This is a genomic window from Bacillus sp. FSL W8-1143, from assembly GCF_037965155.1.
GTDB lineage: Bacteria > Bacillota > Bacilli > Bacillales > Bacillaceae > Bacillus > Bacillus pumilus.
In genome coordinates this window covers 2,476,157-2,498,339 of record NZ_CP150182.1, presented here as the reverse complement: position 1 = coordinate 2,498,339, position 22,183 = coordinate 2,476,157, and the positions used below count along the sequence as shown (strand labels likewise).

Annotated in this window: 25 protein-coding genes and 1 other annotated feature; of the genes, 23 read left to right on the top strand and 2 right to left on the bottom strand. The window is 42.5% G+C overall.

Features of this window, described 5'->3' with window-relative positions; translation table 11 throughout:
* Nucleotides 1-29 precede the first annotated feature (29 nt).
* From NSQ36_RS12795 to pheA, 19 genes are all read left to right on the top strand, one after another.
* The gene (locus tag NSQ36_RS12795; protein WP_321999436.1) at nt 30-1,334 is read left to right on the top strand and encodes a folylpolyglutamate synthase/dihydrofolate synthase family protein; all 1,305 of its coding nucleotides are present in this window, start codon (nt 30-32) and stop codon (nt 1,332-1,334) included.
* 147 nt (nt 1,335-1,481) lie between these two features.
* Nucleotides 1,482-2,201, top strand: a complete 720-nt coding sequence (locus NSQ36_RS12790; RefSeq protein ID WP_321999435.1) for a prepilin peptidase — start codon at nt 1,482-1,484, stop codon at nt 2,199-2,201.
* Nucleotides 2,202-2,369: 168 nt separating this feature from the next.
* The gene (locus tag NSQ36_RS12785; RefSeq protein WP_321999434.1) at nt 2,370-3,389 is read left to right on the top strand and encodes an SPOR domain-containing protein; all 1,020 of its coding nucleotides are present in this window, start codon (nt 2,370-2,372) and stop codon (nt 3,387-3,389) included.
* A 177-nt stretch (nt 3,390-3,566) separates the two neighbouring features.
* The gene (locus tag NSQ36_RS12780) at nt 3,567-4,136 is read left to right on the top strand and encodes a Maf family protein (protein ID WP_003216355.1); all 570 of its coding nucleotides are present in this window, start codon (nt 3,567-3,569) and stop codon (nt 4,134-4,136) included.
* 48 nt (nt 4,137-4,184) lie between these two features.
* Nucleotides 4,185-4,859, top strand: coding sequence for a DNA repair protein RadC (gene radC, locus NSQ36_RS12775; protein WP_034620589.1), 675 nt, complete (start codon nt 4,185-4,187; stop codon nt 4,857-4,859).
* A 90-nt stretch (nt 4,860-4,949) separates the two neighbouring features.
* Nucleotides 4,950-5,969, top strand: coding sequence for a rod shape-determining protein (locus NSQ36_RS12770; RefSeq protein WP_003216532.1), 1,020 nt, complete (start codon nt 4,950-4,952; stop codon nt 5,967-5,969).
* 27 nt (nt 5,970-5,996) lie between these two features.
* The gene (mreC, locus tag NSQ36_RS12765; RefSeq protein ID WP_050943652.1) at nt 5,997-6,896 is read left to right on the top strand and encodes a rod shape-determining protein MreC; all 900 of its coding nucleotides are present in this window, start codon (nt 5,997-5,999) and stop codon (nt 6,894-6,896) included.
* Nucleotides 6,893-7,411 carry a rod shape-determining protein MreD gene (gene mreD, locus NSQ36_RS12760; RefSeq protein WP_034661648.1) on the top strand — a complete coding sequence of 173 codons (519 nt, stop codon included), beginning with the start codon at nt 6,893-6,895 and terminating at the stop codon, nt 7,409-7,411. The genes mreC and mreD overlap by 4 nt, the downstream gene beginning before the upstream one ends.
* Nucleotides 7,412-7,465: 54 nt before the next feature.
* The gene (minC, locus tag NSQ36_RS12755; RefSeq protein ID WP_106029075.1) at nt 7,466-8,149 is read left to right on the top strand and encodes a septum site-determining protein MinC; all 684 of its coding nucleotides are present in this window, start codon (nt 7,466-7,468) and stop codon (nt 8,147-8,149) included.
* A gap of 2 nt (nt 8,150-8,151) precedes the next feature.
* Complete coding sequence (minD, locus tag NSQ36_RS12750; protein ID WP_003216504.1) at nt 8,152-8,955, top strand: septum site-determining protein MinD; 804 nt, start codon at nt 8,152-8,154, stop codon at nt 8,953-8,955.
* A gap of 112 nt (nt 8,956-9,067) precedes the next feature.
* A complete protein-coding gene (locus NSQ36_RS12745; RefSeq protein ID WP_050943654.1) occupies nt 9,068-9,859 on the top strand; it encodes a M23 family metallopeptidase in 792 nt (263 codons plus the stop codon).
* A complete protein-coding gene (locus NSQ36_RS12740; RefSeq protein ID WP_339205897.1) occupies nt 9,852-10,721 on the top strand; it encodes a M50 family metallopeptidase in 870 nt (289 codons plus the stop codon). Before NSQ36_RS12745 ends, NSQ36_RS12740 begins: the two co-directional genes overlap by 8 nt.
* A gap of 66 nt (nt 10,722-10,787) precedes the next feature.
* Nucleotides 10,788-10,860: a sequence feature (ribosomal protein L21 leader region), on the top strand.
* Nucleotides 10,861-10,872: 12 nt separating this feature from the next.
* The gene (gene rplU, locus NSQ36_RS12735) at nt 10,873-11,181 is read left to right on the top strand and encodes a 50S ribosomal protein L21 (RefSeq protein WP_003216781.1); all 309 of its coding nucleotides are present in this window, start codon (nt 10,873-10,875) and stop codon (nt 11,179-11,181) included.
* Nucleotides 11,182-11,195: 14 nt separating this feature from the next.
* A complete protein-coding gene (locus NSQ36_RS12730; protein ID WP_003216478.1) occupies nt 11,196-11,534 on the top strand; it encodes a ribosomal-processing cysteine protease Prp in 339 nt (112 codons plus the stop codon).
* A gap of 12 nt (nt 11,535-11,546) precedes the next feature.
* Nucleotides 11,547-11,831, top strand: coding sequence for a 50S ribosomal protein L27 (gene rpmA / locus NSQ36_RS12725; protein WP_003216586.1), 285 nt, complete (start codon nt 11,547-11,549; stop codon nt 11,829-11,831).
* 254 nt (nt 11,832-12,085) lie between these two features.
* Complete coding sequence (locus NSQ36_RS12720; protein WP_003216825.1) at nt 12,086-12,670, top strand: sporulation initiation phosphotransferase B; 585 nt, start codon at nt 12,086-12,088, stop codon at nt 12,668-12,670.
* Nucleotides 12,671-12,700: 30 nt separating this feature from the next.
* The gene (obgE, locus tag NSQ36_RS12715) at nt 12,701-13,987 is read left to right on the top strand and encodes a GTPase ObgE (protein ID WP_003216191.1); all 1,287 of its coding nucleotides are present in this window, start codon (nt 12,701-12,703) and stop codon (nt 13,985-13,987) included.
* A gap of 55 nt (nt 13,988-14,042) precedes the next feature.
* On the top strand, nt 14,043-14,486 hold the full coding sequence (locus tag NSQ36_RS12710; protein ID WP_003216269.1) for an ACT domain-containing protein: 444 nt from the start codon (nt 14,043-14,045) through the stop codon (nt 14,484-14,486).
* Between the two features lie 18 nt (nt 14,487-14,504).
* The gene (pheA, locus tag NSQ36_RS12705; protein WP_003216746.1) at nt 14,505-15,383 is read left to right on the top strand and encodes a prephenate dehydratase; all 879 of its coding nucleotides are present in this window, start codon (nt 14,505-14,507) and stop codon (nt 15,381-15,383) included.
* 24 nt (nt 15,384-15,407) lie between these two features.
* Here the strand turns inward: pheA and NSQ36_RS12700 are convergent, their stop codons facing one another.
* Nucleotides 15,408-15,950, bottom strand: a complete 543-nt coding sequence (locus NSQ36_RS12700; protein ID WP_003216377.1) for a transcription repressor NadR — start codon at nt 15,948-15,950, stop codon at nt 15,408-15,410.
* A gap of 3 nt (nt 15,951-15,953) precedes the next feature.
* A complete protein-coding gene (locus tag NSQ36_RS12695; RefSeq protein ID WP_310024306.1) occupies nt 15,954-17,105 on the bottom strand; it encodes an IscS subfamily cysteine desulfurase in 1,152 nt (383 codons plus the stop codon).
* A gap of 85 nt (nt 17,106-17,190) precedes the next feature.
* Between NSQ36_RS12695 and nadB the strand changes: the two genes are divergently transcribed.
* From nadB to safA, 4 genes are all read left to right on the top strand, one after another.
* Complete coding sequence (gene nadB, locus NSQ36_RS12690) at nt 17,191-18,765, top strand: L-aspartate oxidase (RefSeq protein WP_339205895.1); 1,575 nt, start codon at nt 17,191-17,193, stop codon at nt 18,763-18,765.
* The gene (nadC, locus tag NSQ36_RS12685) at nt 18,747-19,610 is read left to right on the top strand and encodes a carboxylating nicotinate-nucleotide diphosphorylase (RefSeq protein ID WP_339205894.1); all 864 of its coding nucleotides are present in this window, start codon (nt 18,747-18,749) and stop codon (nt 19,608-19,610) included. Before nadB ends, nadC begins: the two co-directional genes overlap by 19 nt.
* A complete protein-coding gene (nadA, locus tag NSQ36_RS12680; RefSeq protein ID WP_339205892.1) occupies nt 19,597-20,706 on the top strand; it encodes a quinolinate synthase NadA in 1,110 nt (369 codons plus the stop codon). Before nadC ends, nadA begins: the two co-directional genes overlap by 14 nt.
* Nucleotides 20,707-20,837: 131 nt before the next feature.
* A complete protein-coding gene (safA, locus tag NSQ36_RS12675) occupies nt 20,838-22,115 on the top strand; it encodes a SafA/ExsA family spore coat assembly protein (RefSeq protein ID WP_268459514.1) in 1,278 nt (425 codons plus the stop codon).
* Nucleotides 22,116-22,183 lie beyond the last annotated feature (68 nt).

Genomic DNA, 22,183 nt, shown 5'->3' with positions numbered 1-22,183 from the left:
TTTTTTGAAAATTTCGGATGAAATGAGAGATGACATTGTTTACAACCTATCATGAAGCCATTGAGTGGATTCACAGTAGACTGGCCTTTGGTGTAAAACCGGGTCTTGAAAGAATGAAGTGGCTGATGAACAAACTAAGCCATCCGGAACAACGCATAAAAGCGGTACATGTTGCAGGTACAAATGGAAAAGGTTCAACGATTTCGTTTACTCGTTCCGTTTTACAGGCAGCAGGCTATTCAGTTGGCACCTTCACCTCCCCGTTTATTTTAACGTTCAATGAACGAATCAGCGTGAACGGAGCACCTATACAGGATGAAGAATGGCTGAGTTTGGTGAATAAAATCAAGCCTTTTGTTGATGAGTTAGATCAAACAGAGCTTGGCGCAGCAACAGAGTTTGAAATCATTACCGCATGTGCATTTGCTTATTTTGCCGATGTGCAGCAAGTAGACTTTGTCCTATTAGAGACAGGGCTTGGCGGAAGACTTGATTCAACAAATGTTGCCGTACCTATCTTAACAGCGATTACATCGATTGGTCATGATCATATGGCGATTCTAGGTGATACACTTGAACAAATTGCATCTGAAAAAGCGGGCATTATCAAAGAGGGTATTCCGATGATCACCGCAGTTCATCAACCGGAAGCACTTGCGGTCATTCAAAATATCGCAAAAGAAAAGAAGACGGAATGCATTTCATTACAGGATACTTGTACCTTCAGTCATCAGCAGCCAACAGAAACAGGAGAACGATTTACGTTAAGCACATCAAAAAGGCAGTATCCGCAGCTTGAAACAGGGTTAATCGGAACGCATCAACAGCAAAATGCTTCCCTTGCTGTTCTACTCATTGAATGGCTGGAGCAAGAAGGCTATATTAGCGTGACAGAAGAGCAGGTATATGAAGGTATTCGGCATGCAGTTTGGGCTGGAAGATTTGAAAAAGTCAAAGACCATCCACCAGTTTATTTAGACGGCGCTCATAATGAAGAAGGAATCGACCGTTTAATTGAAACGGTACAAGCTCATTTTTCTAGTAAACAAGTGCATGTCTGTTTTAGTGCTTTAAAAGATAAGCCGTACAAGCAAATGATTCAAAAACTTGAAGCCATTAGTTCCTCTATCCATTTTGTTTCATTTGATTTTCCAAGAGCTGAATCAGCGGAAAAGCTTTGTGCATGCAGTCAGTTAGAGGCAACATCGTATGATGATGACCCTCGTACAGTGCTTGAGTTCATTCAGAAAAAAAGTGATGATCCTTCAGCGGTGATCCTTGTGACAGGCTCTCTTTATTTTATTTCAGATTTACGAAATCGTATGATTGGGTAACGAAAAGACGCAAATGGCTTTGATGCCTCCTGCGTCTTTTTCTTTTTATAAGTAGAAGAGGGGAAAAATCATATTTTCACTAGATGCTTTGGTGGATAGGGTCATGGTAAAATCCGGTCTATCTTATTACCGGAAGGAGCACCACATATGATTGAGATTTTTCTGTTTCTTGCAGGCATCACGATGGGATCGTTCTTACATCTCGCTGGCGAAAGGCTGCCAGTGAAGCGGTCTATTCTCTTCCCTCGCTCTCACTGCACAGCCTGTAAACAGCCGCTATCCCTGCATGAGATGATCCCGCTCGTTTCTTATGCTGTATGGAAGGGGTCTTGTAAACATTGCGGCATTCGGCTGTCTTGGCTCTATCCAACGATTGAAATGCTGTCAGGCGGTCTTTTTTTGTTCATTTATAGGATCGCTGGTGTTTCGTTTGAAGGTCTTTTCCTTGTGATTCTTTGTAGTTTATTCGTGATTGCTGTCGTGAGTGATCTTCTCTATATGAGGGTGCCGAACGAGCTGTTTCTCTTCTTTTTCCCTCTTTTCGTCATATACCGCACGTTGGAACCGCTTCTTATCTGGTGGGAAGGGGCGGCTTCTCTGATTTTTTGCATTCTTTTGTTTTCTAGTTTAGATTATTTTAAGCCGAATAGTCTGGGCGGAGCTGATATGAAGTTGTTCAGTGTGCTTGCGTTTTGCTTTGGCTTCAAGCCGTTCCTTCTCATGCTTTTTCTCTCATGTATCGCTGGAATGGTTTATGCAAAGGTCTTTTCCTTTCAAGTAAACGAGCCATTCCCTTTTGTTCCTTCGATCGCTATTTCTTTTTTTCTGTATCTCTGTGGTGCTCCTGTCTTGTTTCTATTTGGATAGTCGAAGGGGTGAAAAAATTGGCGAACACTTTTTTGCCCTGCCGACAAAAGTCTTGTTCTTTTTTTTTACTGCTATGGTAAAGTGTGAAACAGAAAGAAGGACGGGTTAAATTCGCGCTGATTCATTGGACAGAAAGGTCTTTCTTACAAACATGTCAGAAAGCGGGGAATGACAGTGAAAAAGAGGCAGGCAAAAAAACAAGGGCTAAAGGTCAATATTAATGGCAAGGAAGAAATGGTGCATGAAGATGATCATCAGGCGCCAAAACAGCAAGAGGATCAAGTGACGTTTTCGAATTGGGAGGAAAAGAGACATTCGGAACAGGAGACAGCGGCTTCTCAGGAAGATTCGTCTAAACCGAAAGAAGAGGATTTCCAGTGGGATGATGCTGCTGATCATATTTATCATTCTGATCCAAAAGTCGTCACACCTTATCAAAAGAAAAAAAGCTCCTTTGATCAGAAGTTCGGTAAAAATCGCGGTCCTTTCAAGAGAGTGATGACAACGATTGTGTTTGCGGTCGTTCTTGGGACAGGCCTTGGGGTGTTTGCGCTTAGTTTAAGTCAAGATGGTGCATCAAATCCTTCAGGAGGAGATATCAGTGTCTCGGCATCTGGTTCTGAAAATCAATCATCGATGAAAGCTGGCGGTGATGCGCCGAATGCAGGTACTACAGATGAATCAAAAGAGAACAAAGATGAAAAAAGTGCCTCTGGCAGTTTATCAACCTTTGTTGTACAGGCTGGGAAATTCTCTTCTGAAAAAGGAGCAGATGACTTAGTTGGCAGTTTAAAAGATGCAGGATATGCTGGGAAAAAGGTTTCCATGGATGATGGATATTATGTCATTGCCGGTCTTGCGACAGAGCAGGGGATGACAAGCGCTGTAGGGAAGAAATTGATTGATCAGCACTTTGAGGCGTGGGGAGGAAAGGAGCTCTCATTTCAAGTGCCGGATGAGCTGACTAGTTTAATAGAAAAGGCATCTGTATTATCATCCAAAGTGATTGCAGGCGATGAAGTGGATCAAAAGGAAGTCACGCAGCTAATTTCTGAGCTTGAAAGTGCCAAAACAGAGGATGCACCGGCTAAAAGCAGTTTGCTAAAAGCTGTGCAGCTCTTAAATGACCCAACTGCTGAAAACGGCTGGAAATCTCAGCAGGCATTGCTTGATCAATTAAATACGTAAAATCATTTTTTAAGAAACGAAACTAGTCAAAAAATGACTAGTTTTTTTCTTTTGCATCCAACATAATGATGAAGGTACATGAAAAATGAATTTTCGTAAATTGTCGGTAAGATGTACATTTGCTAGGATGAATGGGTATCTTACTTCTTAGGCTAAACCCTGAAAGGATGAACAAACATGAACCAATTGATTCTCGCATCGCAATCACCTAGAAGAAAAGAATTGCTTGATCTAGCAGGGTTTTCTTATGACATTCAAGCAAGTCATTTAAAAGAAGAAATAAATCGAAACCTTTCCCCTGCTGAGAACGTCCAATGGTTGGCAGAACAAAAAGCAAATGATATTCAAAGATTAAATCCCAAAGCTGTGGTCATTGGTGCAGATACAATTGTTGCAATTGACGGCAAATGTCTTGGGAAACCAAAAGATAAAAAAGAAGCGGCTTTTATGCTTCAATTATTATCAGGAAAGACACATCAAGTCTTGACGGGTGTCACGGTTCAGTCAGAGAATAGAAAAGAAACATTTTATGAACAGACAGAAGTGACATTTTGGACGCTGACTCAAAATGAAATAGACCGCTATATCGATACGGGCGAACCCCTTGATAAAGCGGGAAGCTATGGCATTCAAGGGAAAGGCGCACTGTTTGTTCAAAAAATAGATGGTGATTATTTTTCCGTTGTCGGTCTACCTATTGCGAAAACAGTCAGAGTGCTTGAAACCTTTGGAATCACCCCTTTTTGAAGACAGGAAGGAATTCTAAAAGGAGTGGTCATCCTGAACGATTTCCCTATGCTGCTAAAGCATCTCCCTCATGATGAAAAACCGAGAGAACGATTTATCAAATACGGGCCCAGCAGTTTGTCAAATCATGAACTTGTTGCGATCCTTCTAAGAACAGGCACGAAAAAAGAATCAGTTCTCCAAATTTCCGCAAGACTTTTGCAAACATTTGGCGGTCTTCGCTCTGTAAAAGAAGCCTCAATTGAAGAAATGTCGAAGATTAGAGGAGTTGGAAAGGCGAAGGCGATTTCTCTTTTAGCTGCTTTAGAACTCGGCACTAGATTACACCATCAAACGACGGATAACCGCTATGTGATCCGCACACCAGAAGACGGAGCGAACTTTGTGATGGAAGATATGAGATTTTTGACACAGGAAAATTTCGTTTGTCTTTATCTCAATACAAAAAATCAAGTTCTTCATAAACATACCGTGTTTATTGGAAGCCTGAATTCATCGATCGTTCACCCGCGTGAAATTTTCAAAGAAGCCTTTAAACGATCGGCCGCTTCATTTATATGTGTGCACAACCATCCATCTGGAGATCCGACGCCCAGCAGGGAAGATATTGAAGTTACACAGCGACTTTTTGAATGTGGAAAGCTGATTGGAATACAGCTGCTTGATCATCTGGTCATAGGTGATCAAAAATTTGTGAGTTTGAAGGAAAAAGGGTATTTGTAACACTTTTTTTTTCAATGTTTTACGATATAATAGAGTTTATGAGTTTTTCCCTAAAGGGAATTTTGGTTTAAGAAAGGAAGATACATACATATGTTTGGAATTGGTACAAAAGACCTTGGAATAGATCTTGGAACAGCGAACACGCTTGTTTTTATTAAAGGAAAAGGCATTGTTGTAAGAGAACCTTCGGTCGTAGCTTTGGAAACTGATACGAAGTCTATAGTGGCGGTTGGAAATGACGCGAGAAACATGATTGGCCGTACACCTGGTAATATTGTGGCACTTCGCCCAATGAAAGACGGAGTCATTGCAGATTACGAGACGACAGCAACAATGATGAAATATTACATTAATCAAGCATTAAAAGGCAAAGGGCTTTTTGCTCGTAAACCTTACGTGATGGTATGTGTACCATCTGGTATTACAGCTGTAGAAGAGCGTGCAGTTATTGATGCAACAAGACAAGCTGGTGCACGTGACGCATACCCGATTGAAGAGCCATTTGCTGCGGCGATCGGTGCTAACCTGCCTGTATGGGAGCCAACAGGAAGTATGGTTGTTGACATTGGCGGCGGTACAACAGAGGTAGCCATTATTTCTCTTGGCGGTATTGTGACATCACAATCAATCCGCGTGGCAGGAGATGAAATGGATGATGCGATCAGCAGCTACATCCGTAAAACGTATAACCTGATGATCGGTGATCGTACGTCAGAAGCTATTAAAATGGAAATTGGTTCTGCGCAGCCTGATGTGCATGATGAAATGGATATTCGGGGCCGTGACCTTTTAACTGGTCTGCCAAAAACAATCTCGATTACAGCAGATGAGATTGCAAAAGCGCTTCGTGATACAGTGGAAACAATTGTTGATGCGGTGAAAATGACACTTGAAAAAACTCCGCCTGAGCTGGCAGCAGATATTATGGACCGTGGAATCGTCTTAACTGGCGGCGGTGCATTGCTTCGTAATCTTGACAAAGTTATTAGTGATGAAACGAAGATGCCAGTTATTATTGCTGAAGATCCGCTTGACTGTGTGGCGATCGGAACAGGAAAAGCACTAGAGCATATTCATTTGTTCAAAGGAAAATCAAAAGATAATCGATAATCGGGCGTAAATAAAGAGGTGTAAGACATGCCGCAGTTTTTTATGAATAAAAGATTAATGTTGCTCCTTGTCTGTGTCATCGTACTGGTGGCCATGATTGGTTTTTCAGTGAAAAGCGGCAGAGGTGCTTCATGGCCGGAAAAATTAGTGGGGGATACGACAGGCTTTTTTCAAGGTGTCTTTCATAAACCATCACAATTTATTGCCGGTATTTATGGGAATGTACAAGATTTAAAGAACACATACGATGAAAACGAACGTCTTCGAAAAAAACTTGATGGACAAACCCAATATGAGGCGAAACTACAAGAACTAGAAGATGAAAACAAAAAGCTACGCAAGCAGCTCGGTTATGTGAACTCTATTCGTGATTATACGCCAATTCTATCAACGGTTATCGCGAGAAACCCGTCCCTTTGGGATAGCTTTATCATGATTGATAAAGGGAAAAAACAAGGCGTTGACAAAGATATGGCGGTCACAAATGAGAGTGGTGCGTTAATTGGGAAAATTGAAAGTGATAAGCTCAACAATTTTACTTCGACTGTAAGGTTGCTAAGCTCTACTGACCAAAATAATAGAATTTCAACGAAAATTTTTGCGAAAAAGGGCAAAGAAGAACTCAACGGAATTATTAACGGCTATGACAGTAAGAAAAAAATGCTGACAATGAATATTCTGAAATCTGATGCAGATGGAGATGTCAAAAAAGGAGATCTTGTTGAAACATCTGGAGCAGGGGGCGTATTCCCTCAAGGCTTGACGATTGGTAAGGTGAGTGAAATCGAGCCAGATCATTACGGCCTGACAAAAATCATTTATGTAGAACCAGCGGCTGAACTTAACAATTTAGACCGTGTGATTGTGGTGAATCGCAGCTCAAGTACGGCAGATGCATCTGAATTGACGAAGGAGGAAGGCTCGTGAGACGTGTCCTTCTTGCTTTCGTCATGTTGTTTATCTTCGTATTTGACAGTATTTTTGTCGATCTAGTGAAGCTCCCATTTGTTTCAGACAATCAAATTTTAGCTCCTCATTTCATCTTACTCGCACTTGTATTTATGACGGCGTTTGTGAATCAAAAATATGGTGTGATTTTCGGTTTTATCTTTGGACTTTTATATGATATTTCGTATACAGGCATACTTGGTGTTCATATGTTTGGCTTTGGAGCGCTCTGCTATTTGCTAGCGAAAGCCTTTAAAGTTTTGCAAACGAATATGTTAGTGGTCGTCTTTCTGTCGATTATTGCTGTTTCCGTGATGGAGTTTTATGTGTACGGCGTTCAAGCGACAATTCAACCAGGGATTATGCCGTTTAATACGTATGTCATCGAACGCTTTATTCCAACGATTCTTTTAAATACTGCTGCGTCTCTCATACTTGTTGTGCCGCTTAGGCTCTTTTTCATCAACATGAAACAAGGACTGATCGACGAATAAAAGCAGGAGTTTGTCCAAATACGGCGAAATGAGTATGTTGTTGAGGTGAGCATCTTGAAAACTCAAAAACAGCAATATGTGACAATAAAAGGTACAAAAAACGGATTAACATTACAGTTAAATGATGACTGTTCGTTTGATGACCTTCTTTCTGGCTTGCGAGAGGTTCTTTTACTTGAGCAATATACAGATGGAAGAGAAGGTCATAAGGTTAATGTGCATATTAAGCTTGGTTTTCGGTATTTAACAGAGGATCAGGAAATGCGTTTGACTGAAGCAGTCTCTGAAAATGAACATCTCGTCATTCACTCTATTGAAAGTGACGTCATGTCAACTGAAGAGGCGAGACGATTAAAAGCAGAGGCTGACATTACCTCTGTAGCGAAAATTGTGCGCTCTGGACAGGTGCTGTATGTCGAAGGAGATCTTTTATTAATAGGAGATGTCAATCCTGGCGGAACGATTCGTGCAGGGGGAAATATTTTTGTGCTCGGTGCTTTAAAAGGCGTGGCACATGCTGGATGTAATGGGAATAAACAAGCTGTCATTGCGGCATCTCGTATGATTCCAACACAGCTTCGTATCGCACAAGTGTTTAACCGTGCACCAGATCAAAAAGAAGATGGAAATGAAATGGAATGTGCTTATTTAGATATAGATGGCAACATGATCATTGAACGCCTGCAGCAATTGGCTCATATAAGACCTAATCTGACAAGGCTTGAGGGAGGAATGTGAAATTGGGCGAGGCTATTGTGATTACCTCAGGAAAAGGCGGCGTTGGCAAAACAACAACATCTGCAAACTTAGGCACAGCACTAGCAATTCAAGGGAAAAAGGTGTGTCTAGTTGATACCGATATTGGCCTTCGGAATTTAGATGTCGTGATGGGGCTTGAGAACCGCATTATTTATGATCTAGTCGATGTAGTAGAAGGAAGATGTAAAATTCACCAAGCGCTTGTAAAAGATAAGCGTTTCGAGGATCTTTTGTATCTTTTACCCGCTGCTCAAACAAGCGATAAAACGGCTGTAGAACCAGAGCAGATCAAAGAATTAATTCAATCATTGAAACAAGACTTTGATTATGTCGTCATTGATTGCCCTGCTGGAATTGAGCAAGGCTTTAAAAATGCTGTATCTGGTGCAGATAAGGCAATTGTCGTGACGACGCCTGAGATCTCAGCTGTAAGAGATGCCGACCGTATCATCGGCTTGTTAGAACAAGAAGATATCGAACCACCTCGTTTGATTGTCAACCGTATTCGTACACACATGGCGAAAAGTGGCGATTCAATGGATGTGGATGAAGTTGTCCATCACTTATCGATTGATCTTCTTGGCATTGTCGCTGATGATGATGACGTGATTAAGGCTTCAAACAATGGTGAACCGATTGTCATGGATGCTAAAAATAAAGTCTCGATTGCGTATCGTAATATCGCCCGCCGCGTACTAGGCGAATCTGTTCCACTTCAATCATTTGAAGATGAAAACAAAGGAATGTTTGCTAAGCTGAAAGCATTTTTTGGTGTAAGAGCTTAATAAGCATTCAGGTAAGATGAGACCGATTCGATCAGAATCGGTCTTTTTGTTGCATATCAGATGAGGTCGCCACATAAAATGTACAAACTGTTTGTATGTAAAGGGTGATCTCATGAAAAGAGTGGACGAGTACCGAAAGAAAATCGCGCAGCGCCGCAAAACGAAGCAGTCAGCTGCTCCATCTAAGAAGACGACTTTTAAGAAAAAAGAGGATATCCCTCCATGGGTCATGCTGACAGAGGAAGAAAAGCATTCAGGGTCGTCTTCCTTTGAATCGTCGTCTCATCAGCCGAAGAAATATCAGCATCCGCTATTTAACCCCAATGCCTTTGTGCTGAAATGTTTATTATCTGCGTCTCTTGTGTTGATTGCAGCCATTTCATTTAAAGGTCAGGCAGGGCCGTTTCAGCAGCTGAAGCCGATCATTACGCAGACCTTTGAGCAAGATTTTCAATTTGCTGCTGCCAATCGCTGGTTTGAGAAAACAGTTGGAAACCCCCTTGCCTTTTTAACAGACAAAAAGGAAGACCAAAAAGATGTACAAGCGAACCAAGAACTGGCCGTACCTGCTTCTGGAAAAGTACAGGAATCCTTTACGCAAAATGGAGCAGGAGTCAAAATCGAAACATCGGCTGAAGCGATTGACAGTATGAAGGAAGGCTATGTAGTAGAAGTGAAAAAGAAAAGTGACACAGGGCTGACAGTGGTCGTGCAGCATGCGGATAACAGCTATAGCTGGTACGGTCAATTAAAGGAAGCCAATGTGGCCTTATACGATTTTGTCGATAAGGGTGAGAAAATTGGCCAGATCTCACTGGATGATCAAGGAAAGGGCACGTATTACTTTGCCATTAAGCAAAATGAACAGTTTATCGATCCTATTCAGGTGATGACCTTTGAATAGATGGCTGGTCATGCTGACGAAAATTCACATTCATCCGCTGCTGTGGATTGTGATGGCGTTTGCGATCCTCTCTGGTCAAATCAAGCCGCTGCTTTGTCTGCTCATTATCGTCTTTGTCCATGAGCTTGGACATGCAGCGGCTGCTTGCTATTATCATTGGCGCATTCGGCGGATTTTTCTACTCCCGTTTGGCGGAGCGGTAGAAGTAGAAGAGCATGGGAACCGCCCGCTAAAGGAAGAGCTGGCGGTCATTTTATGCGGGCCACTCCAGCATGTACCGCTCCAGCTAATGGCGTGGTTTTTCATGGAAGCTTCTCTTATTTCACACGACATTTTTACGATGTTCACTTTTTATAATATGGCGATTTTCCTTGTGAATCTTTTGCCGATTTGGCCGCTAGATGGCGGGAAATTATTCTTTTTGCTCTTATCAGCATATTACCCTTTCCAACGTGCACATGCCCTTGCCATAAAAGGCTCCCTTGTCTTTTTTAGTCTGTTGACAGGCGGATTACTTTTGTTTGCGCCGCTTCAATTCAACGGCTGGGTGCTGCTCACCTTTTTAGCCTATTCACTCGTGATGGAGTACCGGCAGCGGCATTATGTCAGGGTTCGTTTTTTACTAGAACGTTATTACGGTAAAAAAGAGCCAAAGGTAGAAAAGCTGATTCCGCTGAGAGCGAGCGCTGAGGAAAAAGTATATGAAGTCATGGCGCGATTCCAAAGAGGCTGTAAGCATCCGATTATTATTGAAAGAGATGGCGTGAAAATGAGCCAGCTTGACGAAAATGAACTGCTTCATGCGTATTTTTCAGATCGAAGAACCACCTCCTCAATGGAAGAGCTTCTTTTGCCGTACTAGTGATGAAAATACATTGACATTCTGCGTCTAATTTGATATATTTTTTAATGTTATGGATATGTAGCACCCGTGCTACAACCGCGCGAAGCAGGTGTAAAGAGCCTAAGGCCCCCTGTATTCGGCGAGTCTGAGTTTATTAGGAGGTGCAGAGATGTACGCAATTATCGAAACTGGTGGTAAACAAGTAAAAGTTGAAGAAGGTCAAACTGTTTATGTTGAAAAACTAGCTGCTGAAGCAGGTGAAACAGTAACTTTTGAAAACGTATTGTTTGTCGGCGGAGACACTGTCAAAGTGGGTAACCCTTCAGTTGCTGGAGCAACAGTAACGGCTAAAGTTGAAAAACAAGGTCGCGGTAAGAAAATTACTGTGTTCAAGTACAAACCGAAGAAAAACAACCACAAGAAACAAGGTCATCGTCAACCTTACACTAAAGTTGTTATCGAAAAAATCAACGCTTAAGGCGTGTGAGTGATATGATCAAAGCAACCATTACTCGGTCGGCAGCAGATGAAAGCATTACGTCTTTTCAGATGACTGGACATGCCGAGTTTGCTGAAAAAGGTCAGGATCTCGTTTGTGCAGGAGTATCTGCTGTTGTTTTCGGTTCAGTCAATTCAATTATTGCACTGACAGGATTGGACCCTCTGCTTGATATTGGCGAGGAAGGCGGCTATTTCTCTTTTGAATTGCCGGCTGATACAGATCCAGTATCCTTTGAAAAAGCCCAGCTGCTTTTAGAAGGCATGGTCGTTTCCTTAGAAACAATCGAACGAGATTATCACGATTATGTGAGAATATCTACAAAAAAATAGGAGGTGAACTTCATGCTTAGATTAGATCTTCAATTTTTCGCATCTAAAAAAGGGGTAGGTTCTACAAAGAACGGACGTGACTCTGAGTCTAAACGTTTAGGCGCTAAACGTGCTGATGGTCAATTCGTAACTGGTGGTTCTATCCTTTATCGTCAACGTGGAACGAAAATCTATCCAGGTGAAAACGTTGGACGCGGAGGCGACGACACTCTTTTCGCTAAAATCGACGGAACAGTTAAATTCGAACGTTTCGGTCGTGACCGTAAAAAAGTGAGCGTATATCCTGCGGCACAATAATTGCTAAAAACTCCGGTCATTGACTGGAGTTTTTTTCACTTTTTACAAGTAGTATCGAAGATGAAAAAGAGATGCACTCCATCAATATCAAAGAACGTTTGCTGACTTTGCCTCATTTTCTCCTATAGATCAGAAAAAACAACCTTTCCTCACATAACTAGTGTTTTTCTATGCTGTCTTCTCTGTTATAATTCAGGGAGACATATTGATGATAAGACTCCTAAAAGAGAGACCAAACGATTGGGAGTGCGATAATGGAAGAGATATCAAGTAAACAAAACGAAAAATTAACTCACGTTGCATTAACAAATGAATTGATCTATCTGCTCAGTCGTTCAAGACATGACTGGATGAATAAATTGCAGCTGATCAAGGGCAACTTGACATTAGAAAAATATGACCGTGTGTTTGAAATTATAGAAGAAATGGTCATTGAAGCACAGCATGAATCCAAACTCTCAAATTTAAAAATTCCCCAATTGGCCTATTACTTTCTAACATTTAATTGGGAGTCGCATTTTATCACCTTAGAATACGAAGTGCTTGGTGAAACCCGAGACTTATCAGCATATGAATCGCAGCTGCTAACGGTATCACAGGAGTTGTTTTCGATATTCGATCAATCAGTTTGCCAGAAAACTGAAAATCATTTAACGGTCACGTTCCAAACAGATCATGAAGAGAATGATGTGATCTTATATTTTGATTTCAAAGGAAAATTAACAAGTTTGGATGCGTTAAATGCGTTTCATGACGCAAACTATCCATGTATGAGTGTAGTTCAATTTCATGTGACAAGTCATGAGTCCATGATCGAGCTTTGTTTGAGGCAAGAATGAGATATGTGATGCAGAGAAACGGAGGAAGTTATGTTTGTAGATCAGGTTAAAGTGTATGTTAAAGGCGGTGACGGCGGAAACGGTATGGTGGCGTTTCGTCGTGAAAAATATGTGCCAAAAGGCGGACCGGCTGGCGGCGATGGTGGAAATGGTGCAGATGTTGTATTTGAAGTAGACGAAGGACTCAGAACATTGATGGACTTTCGTTATAAGCGCCATTTTAAGGCGGATCGCGGCGAACACGGAATGAGTAAAAACCAGCACGGCCGAAATGCGGAAGAAATGGTTGTCAAAGTTCCGCCCGGTACAGTTGTGACGGATGCAGAGACAGAACAAGTACTCGCAGACTTAACAGAGCATGGACAGCGGGCAGTCATTGCAAAAGGCGGACGAGGCGGACGTGGAAATTCACGTTTCGCAACACCGGCAAACCCTGCACCACAGCTTTCTGAAAATGGCGAACCAGGTAAAGAGCGTGACGTCATCTTAGAATTAAAAGTACTTGCAGATGTTGGACTTGTTGGTTTCCCAAGTGTCGGGAAGTCGACACTGCTTTCAATTGTCTCTTCTGCGAAACCGAAAATTGCAGATTATCATTTCACAACGCTTGTGCCGAACCTAGGAGTTGTCGAAACAGATGATAACCGAAGCTTCGTCATGGCGGATCTGCCAGGACTGATCGAAGGCGCGCACGAAGGTGTTGGCTTAGGTCATCAATTTTTACGCCACATTGAGCGGACACGCGTCATTGTCCATGTCATTGATATGTCAGCACTTGAAGGACGTGACCCGTACGAAGATTATGTGACGATTAATGAAGAGCTTGAGCAATACAATATGAGATTGACTGAGCGTCCACAAATCATTGTAGCGAACAAAATGGACATGCCAGATGCTGCTGACAATCTAGCGGCATTTAAAGAAAAATTAACGGATGACTATAAAGTGTTCCCAATTAGTGCGATCACAAGAGAAGGGCTTCGTGAGCTTTTATTTGAAATCGCCAATCAGCTTGAAACAACACCGGAATTCCCGCTTTATAATGAAGAGGAACTGTCTGATAACCGCGTAATGTACAGGTTTGATGAGGGAGATGCACCATTTGAGATCACAAGAGATCCTGACGGTACATTTGTCATAACGGGTAAAGCACTTGAGCGACTGTTTAAGATGACAGATTTCTCAAGAGATGAGTCCGTGAAACGATTCTCTAGACAATTGCGCGGAATGGGTGTCGATGATGCCTTGCGTGAGCGTGGTGCACAAGACGGCGACATCATTCGTCTGCTTGAATTTGAATTTGAATTTATTGATTGATCAAAAGGAGGGTCCAGTCCATGGGCTCTCCCGTTTTTAAAAGGGGAGAAAACAGGTGAAAGAAGAAACGTTCTATTTAGTAAGAGAGGATGTCCTTCCAGATGCGATGCGAAAAACGCTTGAAGTCAAAAAGCTTCTCGATCGCAAAAAAGCGGATTCAGTTGCCGATGCTGTTCAACAAGCGGATTTAAGCCGCAGTGCTTTTTATAAATACAGAGATGCTGTTTTTCCATTTTATACGATGGTGAAAGAGCAGATCATCACATTGTTTTTCCACCTTGAGGATCGGTCTGGGGCTCTGTCAAGACTGCTGCAAATTGTGGCTGACTCTGGCTGTAATGTGTTATCCATTCACCAAACGATTCCGCTGCAAGGAAGAGCGAATGTCACCCTATCCATTAGCACGGCTGGTATGGCAGATGATATCAATACAGTCATGAATCAATTAAGAAAACTTGAATTTGTCGAAAAAGTTGAAATTCTAGGTTCTGGGGCGTAAAAGGAGAGATCATAGCAGATGAAGCAATTAACTGTAGGTTATTTTGGACCAGAGGCAACATTTACTCATTTGGCCGTATGCTCTTGCTTTCCAGCAGATGCAATGCAGCGTGCCTATGCAACGATTCCGCAATGTATGGATGCTGTGTCAAAAGGCGAAGTCGATTTGGCGGTCGTTCCACTTGAAAATGCACTCGAAGGATCTGTGAACTTAACGATTGATTATTTAATTCATGAAGAAGCGCTGTCCATTGTTGGTGAAATGACAGCACCGATTCGGCAGCATTTGCTTGTCCACCCATCAAGAGCGGAAAGCTGGGAGACATTAGATGTGATCCAATCACATCCGCACGCGATTGCCCAGTGTCATCAATTTCTGAAAAAGCAGTACCCAGATATTCCGCATCGTCCAGTTGAATCAACAGGTTATGCAGCGAAATATATCAGTGAGCATCCGGATGAGGCTGCTGGGGCCATTGCGAATGAAATTGCCGCACAAACGTATGGTTTAACGATTGCAAAAAAAGACATTCATGATTATCCGCACAATCATACACGCTTTGTTATTTTACATAAAGATCCTAAAGCATCGTTCCCAATGAATGCAGGGTTCTCATCGAAGCCAAAAACGACCATTGTCGTCAGTCTGCCAAAGGATGACCAATCAGGTGCATTGCACCGCGTGTTATCTGCCTTTTCTTGGCGAAATCTCAACTTGTCAAAAATTGAATCTCGTCCAACAAAAACTGGACTTGGACACTATTTATTTATTATAGATATAGAAAAAGAAATGGATGATGTCCTTGTACCTGGCGCGATTCAGGAATTAGAAGCGATTGGCTGTGAAGTCAAATTGCTCGGCAGCTACCAAACGTATGAACTAACGAATGAAAAATAGTGTCCCTTATAGGACACTATTTTTTTAGTCTTTAATTAAAAAGCCAGCATCATCGAGCGCTTGGATGGCTTGGTCAAGCTGCTTTTGACTGTAAGAAGTGAGTGTATGTAAATGCACACCGTCTGTTAGTTCTGACAAGTAGGAGGCGCCCGTGTTAGAAATATGATGAACGAAATCAGCTACTTGCTTGCGAGTGCTGACGCGAATCGAGGCCGTTAGTTCACCGTAAACAGGGTGTTCTATAATCACATCTTTTACCGTCACCCCAAAGTCTACAATTAAGGTCAGTTCCTCTTCTGTACGAACAGGATCATGCTTGCAGGCGATGATTTGTTCAATTTCTCTTTCTGGCGCATGCTGAGATGCCATATACACATAGCCTTGACTTGTGGCAATAATGGGTTCGTTTTTTGCTTTCAATAGTGAGATATCTTGTACAATGACTTGTCGAGAGACAGCCGCCTTTTTAGCCAAAAAGCTCCCGGTGAGCGGTGAATCTGTTTCTTTCAGCCACTCTAAAATGGCGTTTCTTCTCTCTTCGCCAATGAGTTTCCTCTCTTGCTCCACGTCTTATGCTCCTTTCTTCTCCTTTTGCAATTGTTCAAATGTATGCAAAAGCTGATCGATGTCCTCTTTTGACGACTTCGATCCAAATGATAGTCGAATGAATTGAAGAGCATCACGGTCTGATACGTGCAATGCCTTCACAGCCGGGGAAGGATGATGATAACCAGAAGCACATGCGCTTCCAGTCGATATACAAATCCCATGCCGGTTACATGCTAACATTACATATTGTCCTTCAAACCCTTCAAAAAAACAACCAATAATATGAGGCAGCATAAGGCGATTGCCATTGTTCTGAAGTGTACGAACAGGAAGCTGTCTCATTTTCAGCTGCTGAAGAAAATAATCACGAAGCTGCTCATTTTGCCGTTTTTGCTCATCTAGCTTAAGCATTAATTGTTCGCTCGCAGCAGCAAAAGCACCGATGCATGGAACGTTCACTGTTCCAGGGCGGAAGCCATTTTCCTGAACTGCACCTGAATATAAAGGCTTCCAAGGAACGTGAGCGCCCATATAGACAGCACCAGCGCCCTTAGGTGCATACACTTTATGGCTAGAGATGGATACGGCATCAACCCCAAGCTCCTTGATGGACACACGAACCTTTCCGAATGTTTGCACGGCATCTGTATGAAAAAGAATGTGCCTTTCTTTTAAAATGGTTGCTAATTCAGCGAGCGGCTGGATAATCCCTGTTTCTGAATTAGCATGCTGGATAGATACTAATCCTGTTTCAGGCAATAATGCATCTTTGAGAATGTCCTGAGTGATGATCCCATCTTGATTCGGTTCAATGATCGTAACCTTCGCGCCAAGACGCTCTAAGCTCTTAAACGCATGATGAACAGAAGGATGCTCTACAGAAGTTGTGATGACATGCTGCCTGTCTGCTGGCAGACCATTTGCCATCGATTGAATCGCAAGAAGATTGGATTCTGTTCCGCCGCTTGTAAAGTAGATGCCCTCTGGTTCGCCCTCAAGAATGGCAGCGATTGATTGTCTGCTGTAAGTCAGTATGTCATTTGCTCTTCCGCCTGCATCATGTAGACTGCTTGCATTCCCGTAGCAATCTTTACTTAGCTGATGAAAAACATGCAGTGCCTCCTCCGAAACAGGTGTAGAAGCTGCGTAATCTAAATAAACCAATCCATCCATCTCCTATGAGAAAATTTTTTCTTGTATTTATTGTAGTGTTGTGTAATGATATGTGTCAAGACAGGTGTAAATGACAGGAGGGGCGATGGTGTCATCAATCAAAAAAATCATTGTGGTGGGATCAGGCATTGCAGCGCTTTCCTTTGCAAAAACCATTTCAGCAAGCTGCGAAGTCATCATGATGACAAAAAAACAATTTTCCTCTAGTAATTCCATGCTTGCACAAGGAGGAATCGCTGCTGCCTTTTCAGCACAGGATTCTGTTCATCAGCATGTACAAGACACATTAGCTGCCGGCTGTGATCACAATGATGAAAGGGCGGTACAAGAGATCGTACGTCTTGGAAAGCATATGGTGGAGCAGCTCGTAGAAGAAGGCTGTCCATTTGATCAAACGGAGACGGGCGTGCCGCAATTAGGTAAAGAGGGGGCGCATACGACTCATCGCATTTTGCATGCAGGAGGAGACCAAACAGGTAAAACCCTCGTGCAGTATTTAAAAAATCAGCTTGGCTCACATATTCATTTATATGAAAATTCCCATGTCGTTGATCTGCTCGTTCACGAAGGAACCTGCATAGGAGTGGTCTGGAAAGATGAGAAAGATCGCGTACATACCATGACCGCAGATGCCGTTGTCTTATCGACAGGCGGCTGCGGCTCCCTTTATGAAACAAACACAAATGACCCTTCTGTAACAGGAGACGGACTGATGATGGCTTATCGAGCCGGTGCACAATTAGCTGATCTCGAATTTGTTCAATTTCATCCTACCCTCTTGACGATCGCTGGAAAAGCAGTCGGTCTCGTTTCAGAGGCAGTCCGAGGAGAGGGAGCCTATTTAGAAGATGAAACAGGCAGGAGAATCATGAAAGGCATTCACCCACAAGCTGATTTAGCGCCTAGAGATATTGTCGCTAGAGCTATTTTTCATGAACAGCAATTAGGTCATGATCTGTATCTCAATATCAGCGAAATTCCACATTTCTCAGTTCGTTTTCCAGCCATTGCTGCAATGTGTGAGCGTGCAGGTGTCGATATAGCAAGCGGCAGGCTCCCAGTTTCCCCTGGTATGCATTTTTTAATGGGCGGAATCTGCGTGAATGAATATGGAGAAACGACGGTTCCATCTCTTTTTGCTATCGGAGAAGCGGCCTGTACAGGCTTACACGGAGCGAACCGATTGGCGAGTAATTCTCTCTTGGAAGGTCTCGTTTTAGGAAACAAAGCGGCACGGAGAATTGAACAAATAGCTAAACAGAAAAAAACAATCCCTTCTTTCTCTATTCAAGAAATATGGCCTGTGCCAGAGGTTTCAGAGGATCAGTTGAGACAATGGATGACAACATATGCCGCAATTGTAAGAGACGAAAAAGGGCTAAAGACCTTACTGCAAACATTACAGCAAGTCCCTTATCAGCAAATGAATGTGAAGAATATCACAAGTGAACAGATCGAATTAAGCAATCAATGGACATTAGCGATTTGTCTTGTGAAGTCTGCATTACTTCGTACAGAAAGTAGAGGCGGTCATTATCGATTGGATTATCCAAATCGGAATGATGCATTATGGCGGGGCGTGCAAATTGTCCATGAAAAAGGCCACATTCACATGATGAAAAATGAAAGGATCGGTGCCAAATGGAACGTTTACAGTTAAAACAAATGCTGACTCATTTTTTCACAGAAGATATTGGTTTTGGAGATGTATCAGCTGATGGCATTTTTGGAGAAAAGAAAGGAACAGCCTATATCATCGCAAAACAATCGGGTGTATTGGCAGGTTCTCAAGTCATTGACATAGGGTACCACCTGCTGAATGAACAGATTCAGACTGAGTTGTTCTTTAAAGAAGGTGATTGGATTCATTCAGGGGCAGTGCTGGCGAAAATAAAGGGACCAGTCAGCGACTTATTAAAAGGAGAACGGGTCATTTTAAATGTCTTGCAGCGCATGACAGGTATCGCCACTTTAACACATGAAGCAGTGCAGCGATTAGCGGACCCGTCGATTACGATTTGTGATACGAGAAAAACGACGCCCGGCTTGCGTATGTTAGAGAAATACGCTGTGAAGACAGGTGGGGGAAAGAATCATCGCTTCGGCTTATCAGATGGGGTAATGATTAAAGATAATCATATCGCTGCATGCGGCTCTATTCATGAAGCAGTAGAGAAAGCAAGAGCATATGCCGGTCATATGGTGAAAATTGAAGTGGAAATTGAATCAGAAACGCAGCTAAAGGAAGCCATTGATGCAAAGGCCGATGTCATCATGTTTGACAACTGCTCTCCGGACGAGGTAAAACGTTTTAAACAAATGACGCCTGAGACAATTTTGACAGAGGCTTCAGGAGGTATCACGCTAGAGACATTGCCAAGTTACAGAGGGACAGGTGTCGATCTTATTTCACTTGGTTTTCTGACACATTCTGCCCCAGCATTTGATTTTAGTATGAATATGGAATTCAGTCATAAAGGGGGAACAACTCATGTCACTGCTTGATGTACTTGCGAATCAACATGCAGCTATGATGCCAGAAGACTATAAACACCGCTCTGTTGAGGAGATGAAGCAGCGTGTGTTAGACATTAAACGAGCCTTTGGATCAAAGCTTTTTATACCGGGGCATCATTATCAAAAGGATGAAGTCGTCCAATTCGCAGATGCAACAGGAGATTCATTGCAGCTCGCACAAATAGCCGCGGACAACAAGGAAGCGGAGTACATTGTGTTCTGCGGTGTTCACTTCATGGCTGAAACGGCAGATATGCTGTCAAACAAGAATCAAAAGGTTCTATTGCCAGATATGAGAGCAGGCTGTTCAATGGCAGATATGGCAAACATGAAACAAACGGATAGAGCATGGGAGCAGCTCACTAATCTGTTTGGGGAGACAATTCTTCCACTTACGTATGTCAACTCAACAGCTGATATTAAAGCATTTGTCGGAAAGCATGGCGGGGCCACTGTGACATCATCAAACGCTAAAAAAGTGCTGGAGTGGGCGCTCACACAAAAAGAGCGCATTCTGTTTCTCCCTGATCAGCATTTAGGGCGTAATACGGCCTTTGATTTAGGCATTTCACTTGAAGAAATGGCTGTCTGGGATCAAATAGAAGAAAGGCTCATCACCGATCAGCCTTTTTCCCGCATCAAGATGATTTTATGGAAAGGCCATTGCTCTGTCCATGAGAAATTTACGGTGCGGAATATTGAAGAAACGAGAAAAAGAGACCGTGACATTCAAATTCTTGTCCATCCAGAGTGCACGCATGAAGTCGTCACGGCTTCTGATCTTGCCGGTTCAACGAAATTTATTATTGATACGATCAAGGAAGCAGCAGCAGGAAGCAAGTGGGCGATTGGAACAGAGATGAATTTGGTCAAGCGAATCATAGATCAGCATCCAGATAAACAAATCGAATCCCTCAATCCGGATATGTGTCCATGTTTGACGATGAATCGGATCGATCTCCCTCATTTGTTATGGTCACTAGAAAGCATAGAGAAAGGTGATCCGGTCGGTTTGATTCAAGTCAATGAAGACACGACAAAAGACGCTTTACTTGCACTGAATAAAATGCTCGCCATTAAATAATGAATCAGCCCCTCCTATCAGAAAACAAGTTTTTATCATATCGGCTTGTAAATAGGCATAAATTTATGGTGAAACATATTGTACTTCTGACATAACCGTTACGTTCACGTTTTGCATAGGAGGGGAAAACGTTGAAAATTCATATTGTGCAAAAAGGAGACTCCCTTTGGAAAATTTCAAAGAAATACGGAGTCGACTTTCAAGAATTGAAAAAACTAAATTCACAGCTCAGTAACCCAGATTTGATCATGCCGGGTATGAAGATCAAGATTCCATCTAGTGGTGTTCCTGTAAAAACAGATCATCAGAAAGCAAAAGAAATGCCAAAGCCGAAAGAACATCCGTATGTGAAAGAAAAGCCAAAAGATGTCGTGCAAGTGCAAGATACGAAGCCGAAAGAAAAGCCAAACGAACCTGTACCTTATGTACCGCCAGTGCCAAAGATCGAGCAGCCAGCTTTTCCACAAGTCGATGTGAATTATTATCAGACCAATCTCTACCAGCCATTCACGCCTCCTCCCAAAAAAGAACATCATGAGAAAAAAGATCACGTTCATGAAAAGAAAGATCATGTTCATGACAAAAAGGATCATAAAGATCATGTTCATTATGAGAATAAGGAGCATAAAGACAACAAGGACCATTTTCATCATGAGAATAAGGAGCATAAAGACAACAAGGACCATTTCCATCATGAAAATAAAGGTCATTTAAAAGATGAAGTGGCAAAGGGGTATGATCCGTTTATTCATATTCCGCATCAAAAGGAGGAGGGAAAAGATATGGAGCACAGCAATTACCCAAACCTTCCTAATTTCCCGCAAATGCCGAATGTAGGAGGCGCAGCGGTAGGGGGAATGGCTGAGAATAAGGAACATCATCACCATCACCAGCATCATGACGCATATGATCCTTATTATGGTCATGGTCATTACATGCCGGCAATGTATCCATATCCGCAGCAAATGGTGCCAGCATCGCCAATTTTACCAGGGTCAGGTCTTTGCTATCCTGTCCAGCCATATTATCACCATCACATGATGCCATATCCATACCCAGCGCAGCCGTATTATCCTGCGTATCAAGCGCCAGCTTATTACGGAGAACATTATGAACATCATGCAAACGATGGGCATCACTGGCACCACCATATGCATCCAAATGCCAATGCCAACGCAAATGTCAATGCGAACGTGAATCAAGGCTTTTATCCAAATGTTTCAAATGAAGCTTATGGCAAGGAAGACTGCGGATGTGATGATGGCATGAAGCAGCATCAGCCGTGGCCAGGACATTACCCGAATCCTGTACCTTATGGCCAAATGGGAGCTTATCCAGCTCAGCCTTATATGCAGCCATATCCAGGTCAATCTGTTTTTGCAAGACCAGAGGAAGACGAAGAAGAGTAATGACAGAAGGAGCGATCTCAATCGTTCCTTTTTTTGTTTATAACTGACAGCTTGATTTTTCCCCAAAC